Source organism: Nocardia sp. IBHARD005 (assembly GCF_052814245.1).
This window is the reverse complement of the sequence record NZ_CP199935.1, coordinates 4,687,726-4,702,799: the sequence shown is the minus strand read 5'-3', so window position 1 is coordinate 4,702,799 and position 15,074 is coordinate 4,687,726. Positions and strand designations below refer to the sequence as shown.

The 15,074-nt window shown below is 67.2% G+C and carries 17 protein-coding genes; 5 read left to right on the top strand and 12 right to left on the bottom strand.

Annotated features, from left to right (window positions below; all coding sequences use genetic code 11):
- Positions 1-44 precede the first annotated feature (44 nt).
- From ACTWPB_RS22200 to ACTWPB_RS22185, 4 genes are all read right to left on the bottom strand, one after another.
- Positions 45-1,328, bottom strand: coding sequence for a class I SAM-dependent methyltransferase (locus ACTWPB_RS22200; protein WP_446222497.1), 1,284 nt, complete (start codon positions 1,326-1,328; stop codon positions 45-47).
- Between the two features lie 63 nt (positions 1,329-1,391).
- Positions 1,392-1,784, bottom strand: a complete 393-nt coding sequence (locus tag ACTWPB_RS22195; protein ID WP_446222496.1) for a hypothetical protein — start codon at positions 1,782-1,784, stop codon at positions 1,392-1,394.
- A gap of 145 nt (positions 1,785-1,929) precedes the next feature.
- Complete coding sequence (locus ACTWPB_RS22190; protein WP_446222495.1) at positions 1,930-3,132, bottom strand: AI-2E family transporter; 1,203 nt, start codon at positions 3,130-3,132, stop codon at positions 1,930-1,932.
- 26 nt (positions 3,133-3,158) lie between these two features.
- On the bottom strand, positions 3,159-3,314 hold the full coding sequence (locus ACTWPB_RS22185; protein WP_446226565.1) for a hypothetical protein: 156 nt from the start codon (positions 3,312-3,314) through the stop codon (positions 3,159-3,161).
- 159 nt (positions 3,315-3,473) lie between these two features.
- On the opposite strand from ACTWPB_RS22185, the gene ACTWPB_RS22180 reads away from it, so the two are divergent.
- Positions 3,474-3,665, top strand: a complete 192-nt coding sequence (locus tag ACTWPB_RS22180; protein ID WP_378913500.1) for a hypothetical protein — start codon at positions 3,474-3,476, stop codon at positions 3,663-3,665.
- Here ACTWPB_RS22180 and ACTWPB_RS22175 read toward each other — a convergent pair.
- Positions 3,655-4,656, bottom strand: a complete 1,002-nt coding sequence (locus tag ACTWPB_RS22175; protein ID WP_446222494.1) for an AraC family transcriptional regulator ligand-binding domain-containing protein — start codon at positions 4,654-4,656, stop codon at positions 3,655-3,657. The genes ACTWPB_RS22180 and ACTWPB_RS22175 overlap by 11 nt on opposite strands.
- A gap of 273 nt (positions 4,657-4,929) precedes the next feature.
- Complete coding sequence (locus ACTWPB_RS22170; protein WP_446222493.1) at positions 4,930-5,385, bottom strand: MarR family winged helix-turn-helix transcriptional regulator; 456 nt, start codon at positions 5,383-5,385, stop codon at positions 4,930-4,932.
- A 114-nt stretch (positions 5,386-5,499) separates the two neighbouring features.
- On the opposite strand from ACTWPB_RS22170, the gene ACTWPB_RS22165 reads away from it, so the two are divergent.
- On the top strand, positions 5,500-6,627 hold the full coding sequence (locus ACTWPB_RS22165; protein ID WP_446222492.1) for an NADH:flavin oxidoreductase: 1,128 nt from the start codon (positions 5,500-5,502) through the stop codon (positions 6,625-6,627).
- 48 nt (positions 6,628-6,675) lie between these two features.
- Here the strand turns inward: ACTWPB_RS22165 and ilvD are convergent, their stop codons facing one another.
- From ilvD to ACTWPB_RS22145, 4 genes are all read right to left on the bottom strand, one after another.
- Positions 6,676-8,367, bottom strand: a complete 1,692-nt coding sequence (gene ilvD / locus ACTWPB_RS22160) for a dihydroxy-acid dehydratase (RefSeq protein ID WP_378913504.1) — start codon at positions 8,365-8,367, stop codon at positions 6,676-6,678.
- A 9-nt stretch (positions 8,368-8,376) separates the two neighbouring features.
- Positions 8,377-9,048 (bottom strand): acyl-CoA thioesterase domain-containing protein, encoded by a 672-nt coding sequence (locus tag ACTWPB_RS22155; protein ID WP_446222491.1) that lies wholly within the window; start codon positions 9,046-9,048, stop codon positions 8,377-8,379.
- 189 nt (positions 9,049-9,237) lie between these two features.
- On the bottom strand, positions 9,238-9,822 hold the full coding sequence (locus ACTWPB_RS22150; RefSeq protein ID WP_446222490.1) for a hypothetical protein: 585 nt from the start codon (positions 9,820-9,822) through the stop codon (positions 9,238-9,240).
- 3 nt (positions 9,823-9,825) lie between these two features.
- On the bottom strand, positions 9,826-10,122 hold the full coding sequence (locus tag ACTWPB_RS22145; protein ID WP_446222489.1) for a hypothetical protein: 297 nt from the start codon (positions 10,120-10,122) through the stop codon (positions 9,826-9,828).
- A gap of 343 nt (positions 10,123-10,465) precedes the next feature.
- On the opposite strand from ACTWPB_RS22145, the gene ACTWPB_RS22140 reads away from it, so the two are divergent.
- Complete coding sequence (locus tag ACTWPB_RS22140) at positions 10,466-11,533, top strand: Gfo/Idh/MocA family protein (RefSeq protein ID WP_446222488.1); 1,068 nt, start codon at positions 10,466-10,468, stop codon at positions 11,531-11,533.
- 37 nt (positions 11,534-11,570) lie between these two features.
- Here the strand turns inward: ACTWPB_RS22140 and ACTWPB_RS22135 are convergent, their stop codons facing one another.
- Entirely contained in the window at positions 11,571-12,515 is a 945-nt protein-coding gene (locus ACTWPB_RS22135) for a LysR family transcriptional regulator (protein WP_446222487.1), read from the bottom strand.
- Positions 12,516-12,623: 108 nt separating this feature from the next.
- Here ACTWPB_RS22135 and fdxA point away from each other — a divergent pair, with 108 nt between their 5' ends.
- Complete coding sequence (gene fdxA, locus ACTWPB_RS22130; RefSeq protein ID WP_446222486.1) at positions 12,624-12,959, top strand: ferredoxin; 336 nt, start codon at positions 12,624-12,626, stop codon at positions 12,957-12,959.
- Positions 12,960-13,019: 60 nt separating this feature from the next.
- Positions 13,020-13,940 (top strand): D-alanyl-D-alanine carboxypeptidase family protein, encoded by a 921-nt coding sequence (locus ACTWPB_RS22125; RefSeq protein WP_446222485.1) that lies wholly within the window; start codon positions 13,020-13,022, stop codon positions 13,938-13,940.
- 82 nt (positions 13,941-14,022) lie between these two features.
- Here the strand turns inward: ACTWPB_RS22125 and ACTWPB_RS22120 are convergent, their stop codons facing one another.
- Positions 14,023-15,066: a hypothetical protein gene (locus tag ACTWPB_RS22120; protein ID WP_446222484.1), complete on the bottom strand. Its 1,044-nt coding sequence runs from the start codon at positions 15,064-15,066 to the stop codon at positions 14,023-14,025.
- Positions 15,067-15,074 lie beyond the last annotated feature (8 nt).

The following is a 15,074-nucleotide window of genomic DNA, read 5'->3' as shown; positions in this document are numbered from 1 at the left end:
GCAAACGGGCGCTGACCGCGCTCTGGGCGGCCCGCAAATTATCACTATCCCCAGATGCGCCGGGTCGCCGGCATATCGGCGTTTCCCGTTGCTTCCGGCACCACGCCGAGTACCTGGTGAATTCCGAGTCCGCCGTCCTCGAAGCCCAGCGCGGAGGCGGCCATATAGAGACGCCAGATTCGTGCTCGCCCCTCGCCGACGAGGGAAACCGCTTGTTCCCAAGCGGTTTCCAGATTCGCGACCCAGTGGCGCAGGGTGCGCGCGTAATGCTCGCGCAGGGCCTCCACATCACGAACCTCGAATCCGGCGCGTTCCATGGCCAGGACGACTTCGCCCACGTCGACGAGTTCACCGTCCGGGAAGACATAGCGCCCGACGAAGGACCTGTTCCGCATGACGGAGCCGCCAGGGGAGGAGATGGCGTGGTTGAGCAGCCGCCCGCGCGGGCGCAGCACGGCGCGCAGGGTGTCGAAGTACTCCGCCGCGCGCTGGGAGCCGACGTGTTCGAACATGCCGATCGAGGAGATGGCGTCGAACTCCTCGCCGCGCAGGTCCCGATAATCGGTCAGCCTGATCTCGACGCTGCCCGAGAGCCCCGCGTCCGCGACCCGTCGGCGGGCGAGCTCGACCTGAGTACTGCTGATCGTGACACCGACGACCTGCGCCCCATAGGTCGACGCCGCGTGCATCGCCATGGACCCCCAGCCGCATCCCACGTCGAGCAGGCGCATCCCCGTCTGCTCGGCCAAGCCCAATTTGCGGCAGATCAGGTCATGCTTGGCGCTCTGGGCGTCCGCCAAAGAGCTGTTGCCGTCGGGCACGAACCGCGCGCAGGAGTAGGTCATGCTCGGTCCGAGCACCAGCCGGTAGAAATCGTTGCCGACGTCGTAGTGATGACTGATCGCCGCCGCGTCGCGACGTTTGGTGTGCAATGGTCCGCGTGGCGGTCGGGCTTCCTCCGGCGGTCGGCGCGGGCGGCGACCGAGCGCCCCGAGCCGGCGCGCCGTGCCGATGGCTTGCCAGGCGGCACCGGGACCGAGGCGGGCGTCGTTCGGCGCGGTCGACTGGAGGGCGCGAAGCATCATGAAGATGTCGCCGTCGAGATCCACTGTGCCGGAGACGAATGCACGTGCCAAGCCGAGTTCGCCAGGCGCCCAGATCAGGTGGCGCAGCGCATCCTCGGATCGCAAGCGCATCGTGCCGGGGCTGTCACCATCGGGTCGGATCGTGCTGCCGTCCCAGAATTCGAACCCCACCGCAGGCTGTGGGCCCAAAGCGGCCCGCAGCAGCGGTTCGAACGCGGCAGCGATCGTGGCGTTGTTACCCATCCGACCACTATGGCTCGCGTCGCGCTGCTGCGGTGGCAACGACGCGGCGCCATCGGTCCCCGGTCAGGGCGAGTCCAGCACGCTGACCGCAACGCCATAGGGGAGAAACCGCACCCGACGGCGATCGTCGGTGTTGTCGCGGTGGGCGCGTAATGCTTCGAGCTCGTTCGGAAAGACCTGGTCGATCCTGGCCTCACCGGCCTCCTCGACGGTGTAGATCGCCCATACTCCGCTGCCGGTCTCACCGGTGGTTTCGCCCTCCGGCGCCGGTGGACGTGGGCGTTGCGGCTGGACGAACTGACCGAGCAGCGACGACAGCGCACCGACGCCGGCCTGATCCACGCGATCGAGGTATCCGGCGGCTTTCCCGAATAGTTCGCTGAGTTCGGCTCCCGTCCCACGCAGTGCGCGTTCGAAGTCTTCCGGATCGATGCCGAATGGCCCAGAGTTTGCCATCGCGTGCCCTCCTGCGGACGAGTTGGCCTGTCTCTCCACAGTGTCCTCGCCGAACGGCACATTCGCCATGATGTCGCTGGCCGGTCCGCGGGTCGGTGCCCGGAAGGTGTCCGTTGGCCTGTCCGCCGCGATCGGCTGACCAGGGCTATGCGCTGAGGTCGGGTGATGTAGCGGAGTCCGGCGCTGGTGGGCCAACGGCTTCGCCGACAGCGGGCTCGGCTCCGTCTGGTCGTGATCCGGTGGCCGCGTCGATCTGCTCACCGAGGTAGCGGATCACCACCGCGACCATCGCCACCACCGGTACCGCGAGGAAGGCGCCGGTGATGCCGTAGAGCGAGCCGCCCGCGGCGACGGCGAGCAGCACGATCACGGCGTGCAATTCCATGCTGCGGCTCTGCAGGACCGGTTGCAGCACATTGCCTTCCAGTTGTTGCACCGCGATGACGACGCCGAGCACGATCAGCGCTGTGGTGAGCCCGTTGCCGACCAACGCGACCAGGACCGCGAGCGCACCGGCGACGAAAGCTCCGACCATCGGGACGAATCCGCCGATGAAGGTGAACACCGACAGCACCAGCGCCAGCGGAACATCGAGGATGAACAGTGCCGCGCCGATGAGTACGGCGTCGACCATGCTGACGATCGCCTGCGTACGGATGAATCCGCCCAGGGTCGCCCAGACTCGTTCCAGGACGGCTTCGACGTGGCGGCCACTGCGGTTGCCGAACACCCGATGCATCCAGGGCAGAAAACGCGGGCCGTCCTTCAGGAAGAAGAACACCAGCACCAACACCAGGAATATGGTGATCAGGACCGAGGTGGCCGTAGAAACTCCGGTGAACACGCCGTTGGCGATCTGCGCGCCGCTGGACTGGAGCCGCCCCACGATCGCCTCGACCGCCGAATCGAGTTGCTCGTCGCGAATGCGCAGCGGTGGTCCCTGGATCCAGTCGCGGACCTGGTTGACCCCGTCGGTGGCCTTGTCGGCGAGTTGGGGTGCTTGATCGGCCACCGAGGGCACGATCAACGCGACGACCCCGGCCAGCAGTGCCACGAACGCCAGCAGGGTAATCGAGGCGGCCAGCGCGGGCCGCAGCTTGTGCTGGGTCAGCCAGCGGGTCGGCGGCCACAGGATGGTCGTCACCACTGTCGCCAGTGCGACGGGCAGGATCACTACCCACAGCCGGGCCGTCACCGTACCGAGTACCCACGCGCCCGCCGCGATCGCCACGATGCACAGCGACCATTTCGCCAGCCACAGGATCCCGCCGCCGATCACGTCCCCTCGCTCACGCGACGGCTTTCCGTTCGGTTGCGCCCCACTGGTTTTCTGCACCGGCCCGCTCACGTTGCTAGTTTGGCACGCCCGCCGGATCAGCGCGTCGTCGACGGCGGCTGGTCCTCGGCGCGATCGAGTTCTTCGTCGAGCGCGATGGCCGCGGCGATCAGGGGCAGGTGGGTGAAGGCCTGCGGGAAGTTGCCCAGCTGCTCGCCGGAGGGACCGATCTCCTCGGCGGCGACGCAACTCACCCGGAACGGTTGAATCCCAGCGCCGGGTCGGGGGTTTACGTCGGCCGGCGAGGTTGGCGCGTTCGGCACGAGGTTGGCGCGTTCTGTCCTTGTCGTGGCCCCGACGACATTCGACACTTACGTTTCGTATTGTCGGTCTGTGAACGATGGGAGTGTGCGGTGTCGGTGACGAGGGAGAGCGCCACTGCCTACGTGATCTCCGCGCTGGAGGCGAAGGGAACCGCCACCCGGGACGATTTCGACGTCGCCGGGATAGTGACTGCGTTCCGGGACATCATCGATGGGTGGGACTTCCGGCTGCTGGAGCGGGATACCTTCTGGCAGATCGCCTCGACCTACCTCAGGACGTGATGGCCCGGATCGGATGCCCACCCGCCGACCAGCGTCGAGCCGCCCTGCGCAACGAGCCGGCATCGGAGTAGCCGAGGAGCTCGGCTTGTTTGGTTCCGCTGAGCGACCCCGCGGACACCGCTTGCGACAACCGCGCGCTGCGGGCCCGATCCAGTTCGGCCCGCCACGTGGTGCCCGATTCGGTCAGCCGTCGCTGCAGGGTTCGGGCGCTGATGTTGAGGATCCGGGCGACACCGTCGAGGGAGACCACTCCGGCCTCGATAGCCTCGTCCAATGCGTCGGCCACCCGTTCGGGCCAGGCCGAGGCGAGGGTTGGTGGGGGTGCCAGCGCGGCGGCCAGCGGCTGCAGGACCGCGGCCAGCACTGGATCGGCGGTGGTCAGTGGCAGATCCAGGTCAGTGGCACGGAACGTCATGGAATCGGTCGGTGCGTCGAATTCCAGTGTGGCGGAACCGAATACGGCGCGAAAGCTGTCGACGCGCGCCGGAGCGGCCTGGCGCAGCGAGATCCGCACCGGGTTCAACGGAGCGTCGACGACCCGGCGCGCGCGGCTCAGGACGGCCGACAATCCCCACAGTTGGGTGTGGTCCCTGCCACGGCCTTCGCCGTCGAGCATCTCGAGGTACAGAGTGGACTCGTCCTCGGTCTCGGAGACCAGGTCGAACCGGTGATTGGTGGTGACGGCGGTGATGTAGGGACCGCAGGTGGCCAGCCCGGCACCCAGCGTCGGTGCGGAGGCGAACAGATAGTCGTACAGGCCCAGGCTGGACAGCTCGTAGCGCCGGGCGACCTGCAGGGCGACGTCCGGGCCGAGACGATGTTCGCCGACCTCCCATAGCCGGGAGAACGTCGAACTGGGTAGATGCACGTCGTGGCCGGTCATCGACCAATCCGGGACCCCGGTGTCACGGATCAGCTGCGCACGGTCCAGCCCGGCAGCGTCGAACTGAGAAATGACGAAACGATGCAGCAAACTCTGGTCGGTAGCCATGACGTCTCCTCGTGGCAGCATGCCGATCTGCGAACGCGTCGCGGCTGGCAGACGTCGACCGATGGGGGAGAGTCCGTCGGTCAATGTCTGTCGTTTCGAGATCGGCACCTCTGGTTTGATCCGGTTCTACAGTATTCGACCGTGTCGTGTTCGTAGAGCGCCGGATATTCTCGGGCCCGAGTAAGCCCGTGTCCGCACAACGACGCATCGACACCGGCCCCTCGTCGAGAAGGCCGGCTCATGACCGGCACGTTCGTGCCGGCCATTCGCGGATCATGCCTCTGACGCTGCGTCCCGACGCGAACCGCGGGTGACGAAAACGCGTTCCAGCAGGGTGTACAGACAGTCCCGGTCTTGGTCGGTGAGCCTCTTCAGGCCGTCTTGGGTGGCGCGCATCTTCGCCCGGATCGTATCGGTGACCTGCTCGCCCTCGGGCGTGATGACGAGATTGGTGACGCGGCGGTCGGACGCACTGGCCTCGCGGCGCACGAGGCCGCGCTTCTCCAGCCGGTTGATGATTCCGGTGACGTTGGAAGCGTCGCAGGCCAAGGTGTCGGCCAGGGCGCGCATCGCTACGGGGCCCCGGCGCAGCGCGGTGAGCGTTTTGCCCTGGCTCGCGGTGAGGTTCTCACTCGCCGCCGCCGCGGTGAAGTCCCCGTAATAGACGCCGAGCGACACCGAGAGCAGCTCCATGAGCTGGGCCGTATCGACGCGCGGAGCTTCTTCCATGAGAGTCAGCTTATCCGCAGAAACTTGACTATCTCAAATATCTGCCTCTAGCGTGGGGGTATTGCTTGAAGTTCTCAACCATCGATGTTGTCAAGTAGCTCTGAGGAGTAGCCAGTGATCGTCACCCCGTCCGAGGTCTCCCGCACGGCCGAGATCCTGTCACGGCCCGTCACGCTGAACGGTCTGACCGTCCCGAACCGCATCGTGATGGCGCCGATGACGCGCATGTTCTCGCCGGGCGGCGTCCCCGGTGACGACGTGCGGTCCTACTACGCCCGGCGCGCCGCCGCCGGCGTGGGCCTCATCGTCACCGAGGGGACCTACGTCGGCCACGATTCGGCCGGGCAGAGCGATCGCGTGCCGCGGTTCCACGGCGAGGAGCAATTGGCGGGATGGGCCAAGGTCGCCGAGGACGTGCACGCGGCGGGCGGCACGATCGTGCCGCAGCTGTGGCACATCGGCATGGTCCGCAACCAGGGCGAGCAGCCCTACCCCGATGCGCCCGCCCTTGGCCCTTCCGGCATTCGCGTCGACGGCACCGAGGGCACCGGCAAGGCGATGACCCAGCGTGACCTGGACGACGTCATCGGCGCCTTCGCCGAGGCAGCCGCTGCCGCCGAGCGCATCGGCTTCGACGGCGTCGAACTGCACGGTGCCCACGGTTATCTCCTCGACCAGTTCCTCTGGTCGCGGACCAACCGCCGTGCGGATGTCTACGGCGGCGACCCGGTGGCCAGGACGAGGTTCGCCGCCGAGATCGTGGCCGCGGTCCGGTCGGTGGTCTCACCCGAGTTCCCGGTGATCTTCCGCTACTCGCAGTGGAAGCAGGAGGCCTACGACGCGCGGCTCGCCGAGTCCCCGCAGGAGCTGGAGGCGATCCTGGCCCCGCTCGCCGCGGCCGGTGTCGACGCCTTCCACGCCTCGACCCGCCGCTACTGGCTCCCGGAGTTCGATGGCTCGGACCTGAACCTCGCAGGCTGGACCAAGAAGCTCACCGGCAGGCCGGCCATCACCGTCGGTTCGGTCGGCCTCGACGGCGACTTCCTCCGTGCGTTCTCGGGCCAGGGCGCCGAGCTCGGCAGCCTGGACAACCTCCTCGACCGCATGGAACGCGACGAATTCGACATGGTCGCCGTCGGCCGGGCCCTGCTCCAGGACCCGGAGTGGGCGTCCAAGGTCCTGGCGGGGCGGACCGACGAGGTGCGGCCGTACCACGGAGCGGCGCTCAACACACTGAGCTGAGCGACCATCGACGCCCTGATCCCGCCGTGGGGATCAGGGCCGAGGCGGTCAGCCTGTGACGGCGCCGTGCGCGGCCGAGCTGACGAGCTTGCGGTACTTCGCCAGCACCCCCGAGGTGTACTTGGGTGGGAGCGGTTCCCAGCCGACCTTGCGCGCGGCGAGTTCGCTCTCGTCGATCTCGACATCGAGGATGCGATTGGCGACATCGAGGACGATCGGGTCACCGTCGCGGACGAAGGCGATCGGGCCGCCGTCCACGGCCTCGGGCGCCACATGGCCAACGCACAATCCGGTTGTGCCGCCGGAGAATCGGCCGTCGGTGAGCAGCAGGACATCCTTGCCGAGGCCGGCGCCCTTGATCGCGCCGGTGATGGCGAGCATCTCGCGCATACCGGGGCCGCCCTTGGGCCCCTCATTGCGGATGACCACCACATCACCGGCCACGATCGTGCCGTCCTCTAGCGCGTTCATCGCCCCACGTTCCCCGTCGAACACCCGAGCAGTGCCGCGGAAGACATCGGAGTCGAAACCGGCGCTCTTCACGACGGCGCCTTCGGGGGCGAGTGAGCCGTGCAGGATGGTGAGTCCGCCCGTCCGGTGGATCGGCCGGTCGAGCCGCCGGATGACATCACCGTCGAGGCCGAGTTCGATGTGGGCGAGGTTCTCGGCCATGGTCGCGCCGGTGACGGTCATGACGTCGCCGTGCATGAGACCCGCGTCCAACAGGGCTTTCATCACGACGGGGATGCCGCCGACTCTGTCGACATCGTTCATCACGTAACGACCGAAGGGCTTGAGGTCGCCCAGGTGCGGCACTTTGTCACCGACTCGGTTGAAGTCGGCGAGGGTGAGGTCGACACCGGCCTCACGGGCGATGGCCAGCAGGTGCAGCACCGCGTTGGTCGACCCGCCCAGCGCCATGACGACGGTGATGGCGTTCTCGAACGCCTCCATCGTCATGATGTCGCGGGCGGTGATCCCCTTGCGCAGCAACCCGACGACGGCCTCGCCGGACTTCTCGGCGTAGTCGTCACGGCGGCGGTCGGGGGCAGGCGGGGCGGCCGACCCGGGCAGGCTCATCCCGAGTGCCTCGGCCGCCGAGGCCATGGTGTTGGCCGTGTACATGCCGCCGCACGCGCCTTCACCCGGACAGATTGCCCGCTCGATGCGATCGACTTCCGCGGGGGTGATCAGCCCCTTGATGCAGGCGCCGACAGCTTCGAAAGCGTCGATGATGGTGACGTCCTTGCCGTCGATATTGCCGGGCAAGGTCGACCCCGCATAGAGGAAGACACTCGCCAGGTCCAGGCGCGCGGCGGCCATCAGCATGCCCGGCAGGCTCTTGTCACAGCCCGCGAGCAGAACAGAACCGTCGAGGCGCTCGGCCATCATCACGGTCTCGACGGAGTCGGCGATGATCTCGCGACTGACCAGGGAGAAGTGCATCCCCTCGTGCCCCATCGAGATGCCGTCGGACACCGATATCGTGCCGAACTCGAGCGGGTAGCCACCCCCGGCGTGCACGCCGCGCTTGACCGCTTTGGCCAGCCGGTCGAGCGACAGATTGCACGGGGTGATCTCATTCCAGCTGGAGGCCACACCGATCTGCGGTTTGACCCAGTCCTCGTCACCCATGCCGACAGCGCGAAGCATGCCGCGGGCGGCAGTTTTCTCGAGACCGTCGGTGACATCGCGGGAGCGTGGCTTGATGTCGACGGGCTGTTCGGTGTCGTGTGCCATAGCGCAAGCCTACGATCCCGGGTCGCGAAATCGCCACGATGGCGCAGCTACGAACGGTGCGTCTACCCGAGGGCAACCGAGGGCGGCGAAGTCCCGATAGCGCCCAGGTCGGCGGGACCTCGGGCATTGGCGATGGAACTGGCGTGCGGTGTTGTGGTGGGTGCTCGGATCCGGGCTCGACCCTTCTTCTTCGCTGAAGTACACGCGGTCCTGATCAGCGGAGGGTTCCCGATCGGCAGGCGGAGGGTCCGCGGTCGTACCAGGCGACCAGCAGATGCCGTCAGTTGACGGTCCCGGGCGCAGGAACAGCGCGCCGGCACGGGCGACAGGCCGGTCGTCTTGGATCAGAATCGCATCGACGAGGGCCAATCCGTGGCCGTCCCGAACGACCTCGAGGCGAGTTGTGCAGGGCCGCATGAACACTGGGCGGAACAGATCGAGCGTCCATCGCACCGGTCGCAGGTCGGCCCGGCCGCGGATGGTCGGTTCCCGTTCCACCGCACGTGCCAGGACGGCCCCGACAGCCATGCCGCGCAACTGTCCGCCGATCCACCCACTGCTTGCCGCGGGTTCGGGATGAAGTACGTCCGTGCGACCACTCGGGTCGGGTACTGCTCGAAAGAATGCGTGACTCACCGGCGGACTCCTTGAACATGGGCAGTCTCGCTGGATACGCGGCATCGATGGCGCGCGACTGACAGATGCCCCAGGTCTGAGAGTCGGCGATCCATCAATGATGCGTCCACCGGAAGTGGGCGGCCACTGGGCCGTCGACGATCACAGGGATGAACTGTGTGGGAACAACTCTCACCATCGTGGACGACGGCGCCGAGCAGAGCGTGTTCGGCGAAGCAGCCACGCTCATCGAGCTCATGGCCGGAAAATGACCAGGACAGCCCACCGTACTGGTCTACCGGGTCGACACCGGGATCCGGACAACCCACCTCGGTCTCGGTGACGGTGAACGCGCTGTTGCGCGGTCAATCCGGTTGCAGCGCGGCGCGATCCACTCCGACAGCGTCGAATCGCGTTGTCGGACAGCGAGATGATGAGCGCGCGGCCGCCGATCGCGGCGAGCAGCATCCAGCTGTGTGCACCGTAGGCGAGAAATGCGGCGGTGTGGATGACGACGATCGCGGCGGCATCGGTGCGGAACTTTCCCAGAACCACCGGCTGGGCGACCCGTTCGAGCACAAGGCCGCCGACCGAATCCGGTGCGTCCGCCCAGCGCCCCAGCGCGCGAATGGCACGCTCCGGCATCGGCGCGAGGAGTAACGCGACCACTTCGAGCAGGTCCAGACCCCCGAGGAGCCCGAGATAGAACCGCGGCGCGGCAGCCCGCCGGCTGGTCTTCGCCGGATCGTAGATCTCGCTGCGCCCACGGACCCGGCTGTACCGATGGTGTGCAGGAGGCGTGACGGCCCGAAGGAGCCCGCGAACCTGGTGTTCGCCCACAATTCAGAATGGCTGCTGATCGGGTTCGATATCCAGGTGGAGCGGGAACTGGCTCACAGTCCAGGCGGCCACCGCGGTCGACGCCAGTACGTGGAGCAGGTAGACCGTGCCGACCAGGCCGATACCGTAGTCGCGCATCCAGGCACCGAGCGGAATCAACGCCACCAGGTCCAGGCCGAGCATCAGCATCGAGAACAGCAGGGCGGGCGCTGCCCACGACGGCGGCCCCGGTTCGGCCGGCGAGTCACGATCGGCCGAAGTCTGGGCGGGTGTGGCATCAAAGGGGTTCTCGGTGACCATGTTGTCCTCACAGACAAGCCGGTGTTGCGGGTGGAGTAGTCGACACCGCGTCGTGTGCGTCCGATTGCGGGCTGCTGCGTACTTGCTGATCTGTCAGGTATTCGGGGTCGCAGACGGCCTGGATCGGCGGGCGAGGTGAAAATCTCGGCATCCGCAATCGATCGGCAACATGGACACGAAGGCCCGCCATGCGGGCAGCTTCCGGCCCGGACAGTTCGATGGGACCCGTTGCCTCACAATGCGGCAACCCTGACGAATCGGCACCGATCGGAACTTCGGTCGATCGGAAGCCGGGTTGGTCGTTTCACGGACTTGCCAACATATCGACTGCTGGGAGCATTGAATGATGGCGGACATGCGCGTAGGTGTGGTCGGTGTGACAAGGGGGTTGTACCTTGCGACGTGGTGTCGCCGATTGGGTATGGAGGTGGTGGCCGCCTGCGATCGCGACCCGATCCGGCGGGCAGCAGCGGCCGAGCTCTTGCCACGGGTGGCCCTGTTCGAGGACTGGGGTGCCCTGCTGCGCTACGACCTCGACGCGGTGGTGCTCGCCAACGATTTCGACGAGCACGCTCCGTTGGCCATCGCCTTCCTCGAACGCGGTATCCACGTGCTTTCCGAATCCGCGGCCTGCGTGGACGAGCGGGAAGCAACCGCGTTGCTCGCGGCCGAACGACGCTCGGCCGCGACATACTCGTTCGCCGAGAACTACGTCTTCCATCCGCATGTCCAACTCATTCGAAACGCCGTGCGAGCGGGGGAGATCGGACGGGTGACGCTCATAGAAGCGGACTATCTGCACGGGATGTCACCCGATGATGTCTCGAGCCTGATCGGCGACCCGAGCCACTGGCGTGGCCGCATCGAACCCACGGCGTACTGCACCCACACCCTGTCGCCGATCCTCGCGCTCACCGGCGAGCTGCCGACCGAGGTGACGGCCTTTCCGGTCGACTCCACCGATTCGAGGCAGGCTGTGGTCATGCTGGTCCGGCTCAGCGGCGGCGGGTTGGCCATCACCCGGCACGGATTCCTGCAGGGCGAACCGGACAGCCACTGGAGTTGGGTTTCGGTGCGCGGCACCGAAGGGCTCGCCGAATCGGTCCGAGCACCCGGCAGCCGCGCATGGTCGGTGCGCGTGCGCAAGGAAGGCTGGACCGATCGCAACGGCGTCACCCGCGACGAGGAACGCAGACCCGCGCCATTGACTCTCCCTGATGGCACGCTCGTCGAACCGAAAGCCGAAGGCACGGTTCGAATCCTCGAAGGCTTGCGTGCGTGCGTCGAGAAGGGCGCGCCACCGCTCGTGCCGGTCGGCCCGGCGGTAGCGGCATCGCTGGTCGGCGTTGCGGGTGCGCGCTCGCTCCGGGATGGATCACGCCCGATATCGGTGCCGAACGTGTTGCTGTGAGCGGAGATTCACTGCCGGGTGGGCAGAGGTGGCTGGATCAGTTTCTCGGCGATCGTCGCACCGTCGGACGGGCAGATTCGATGCGGGCGGCGAGGTCGACCAGGTCGGCCGCGGGGCCCGATGGTGGGGTGCGGCGGTGCCAGATGGCGCGGAATTTCCGGGTCAGAACTATCGAGTCGGCCAGGTCCACCTCGTGCAGGGTGCCCGCACGGAGTTCGTGGGCGACGATCAGACGGCTGACCACCGCGGGGGCGAGGCCGCTGCGGGTGGTCGCGAGAATTGCTGCGGCGGAACCGAGTTCGGCCGCGGGTCGCGCGGGGGTGCCGTGAATTTCGAGCGCCGCCCAGACCGTGTCCCTGGTGCCTGAGCCCTTCTCGCGCCACACCAGTGGCGTGTCGGCGAGTTCGCGCGGGCTCACCGGGCGAGCGCGGGTGGCCCACGAGTGGGTCGGTGCGACAACGACAACGAGCTCGTCGGCCACGAGTACCCGGCTACCCAATCCCGAGGGCGCCTGCGGTCCCTCGACGAACCCGAGCGCGACCTCGCGATCGCGGACCGCCGTGGTCACCTGGTGAGAATTCGCCACATCCAGTTCGACGGCGAGTTCGGGCCGAAGCTTCCGCAACGCCGCGAGCCATTGCGGAATCCGGTGGTCGGCAATGGTTTTCGAGGCGATCACGTGCAGTTGTGGCGACAGCTCGCGGTGCAGGTTCGCGACACCGTCCATCAAGGCACGGCTCGCGGCCAGCACCGGCCGCCCCAGTTCGACCACGGCCGCACCGGCATCGGTCAATGCCGAACCGGTGGGTCCGCGATCGAGCAGCCGCAGCCGCAGTCGCCGTTCCAACGCGCTGATGCGCATCCCGACCGCGGGCTGGCTGATGCCGTGTCTGCGCGCGGCGGCACCGAGGCTGCCCAGCTCCGCCACCGACACCAGGAGATCGAGCACCTCCAGGTCAGGGGTTCCCGGCGGCAAGCTCATAAGGAAACCTTACGAGGTGGTGGATATCGGGGTCTACCCGGCCGCGGGCCCGCGCACCAGGATCAGCAGTACCGCAAGTCGCGGGTCAGTACAGCTGAGGAGAACACCGTGACGTTCGTGATCGGCGCCGCCTGCGTGGACATCCTGGATCGGGCCTGCATCGAGGAGTGCCCGATCGACTGCATCTTCATCGGCGATCGGATGGCCTACATCCAGCCCGACGAGTGCATCGACTGCGGGGCGTGCGAACCGGCCTGCCCGGTAGAAGCGATCTATTTCGAAGACGATCTGCCGCCGGGCCAAGATCAGTTCATCACCGAAAACGTCCGTTTCTTCCACGAACCACTGCCCGGCCGGGCGGAGCCACTCGGCCAGCCGGGCGGCGCGACATCGGTCGGTGTACTCGGTGTCGATACGGCCTATGTGCGGGAGTTTCAGGCGTAGTTCTGCGAATCGAGGCGGTAAATCCCGTAGGTCGGGGCGGTTGTGCGCCAGAATGTCGCCATGCGGACATTCGCCAAGATGTTGCACGCCGTCACTGTCGGGGTTCTTATCGTCGCGGCTGGTCACAGTGTCGCGGCCGCCGCTCCCTCCGGGAGTGCTGACGGTCTGCTGCCGTGGCCGGCGGCCGGGCCCGACGGTGTGCAGGCCTCGGGTGCGGCGCTGGCGGAAGGGCTCACCGGGATGGTGGTGTGGTCGCGCGAGGCCAACACCCCGGTCCCGATCGCCAGTATCGCGAAGGTGATGACGGCGGTGGTCGTGATCGTCAGCGGTGACCTGGAACGGCCGGTGACGGTGCCGCAGGAAGCGGGTGCCTACTGCGCCAGGGAAAACGGAAGCACCGCGGGGTTGGTGCCCGGCGAGGTGCTCACCGCGCGCCAGCTCCTGTATGCGCTGCTGCTGCCGTCCGGCTGCGACGCCGCCTACACCGTCGCCGAGTCGTTCGGTCCCGGCCAGGGCGGTTTCCTGGCCAGGATGAACGACACGGCGCGGGTAATGGGTTTGGCGGGAACACATTTCAGCGACCCGGCCGGCATGCCGTACCCCACCGACCATTCCACCTTTTCCACCCCGGCCGATCTCGTGGCGCTGGGTGTCCGTGCGATGAGCCTGCCGCTGTTCCGCGAGATCGTCGGCTCGCGGAACTTCCACGTTCCGGCGGGACCAGCCAACCGCGAGCACCACTGGGAAACGACTAACCGCATGCTCGATGAGTATCCCGGCACCATCGGCATCAAAACCGGCAACACCAACGCCGCGGGACACTGCCTGATGTTCGAGACAGTGCGTGCGGGCATACCGCTGATCGGTGTGGTGCTGCACAGCTCGGACCACAGCAGCGCCGCGACGAGGCAGGATGCCGAGCGCATGCTGAACTGGGCCTACGACCCGATCCTGCGCGTTCTGCAACCGGTCGGAGGCTGACGGCCGCCGCGATCCGAGTGCAATGCCTAGCGTTCGGGATGTGCGCGGTGGCAGATCGTTTCGGGTCCCAGCGAACCGGCGCCTATGGTGTGGCGCCGCTCAGATCATCGCCCTCCAGGTCGACCTGCAAATCCACCGAGAAGTTGTCGATCGGTAGCGGATTCCCCGACTCGGTCATCGTCAGATTCCCGTAGCCGAGCCCGACCCGGTGCAGGAACACCGTGGTGACGGTGGCGGCTGCCCGTGCCTGATCGCGCTCGGTCGGCCACATCCGCGTGGAGCTGCCCTCACCACAGTCCACGAAGCCGAGCTTGTCGAGGTGTGGGCGGGTGGACTCGGTGGTGAAGGCGCGCAGACGGATCTCGTTCGGGGACAGCTCGAGTTGGGCGTAGCGGTCCGGCGTCTTGTCGCGGTCGAAGAAGTGCAGGACGAGGGGTTCGGGGCCGGGACCGAGCGCTCGCATGGCGAGGTGAACGCTGCGCAGCAGGTCGGCCAGCAGGCCGCGCAGGTGCCCGAGGGTGTAGACGCTCCAGATCTCGCTGCCGCGTCCACCCGAACCGGCAGGCGAGGCGGACCAGGTGAAGCTGACCTCGTAATCGTCGGCGCTGTTGTGCTCGATATCGTGCTCATCGGCCGGAATCCGGTCGTCCGCGTCGACGAAATCGGGGTAGTGGTACTGGGTCTTCCAGTTCCACCACCTGCTGTTGGCATCGGAATCGGTGGACTCGACCCGCACGAACAGGCCTCCCCAATCGGAGAGCTCGAGTGTGCGCAGTGTTTCGCCGTCGACCCAGCCGACACCGAGTTCCGACAGACCGCAATACCAGGTGGGCGGACCCCACATCGCCACCGCGAGGTCCAGGTAGCGGCGGAACTGTTCGGGCTCGATCGTGGCGCCGGGAATGGTCAGCTGCGTCCGTTGCGCGCCGTCGGCAGACGGATGGTGGTCGTCGCGTAGCCGGCCACCGGTGGGTGTGTGCGGGATGTCGACCGCACCGTCGTTCGTCAGCGTCCAGCCCGCGGTGCGGCACACCTGTTCGACGTCGGCTCGGACGAACGTGCGGAAGTCGCTCGCACGCAACTGCGTCAGCAAGCCGGCGAAACGTCCGTCGGGCATCGTGTCCATACCTGAGC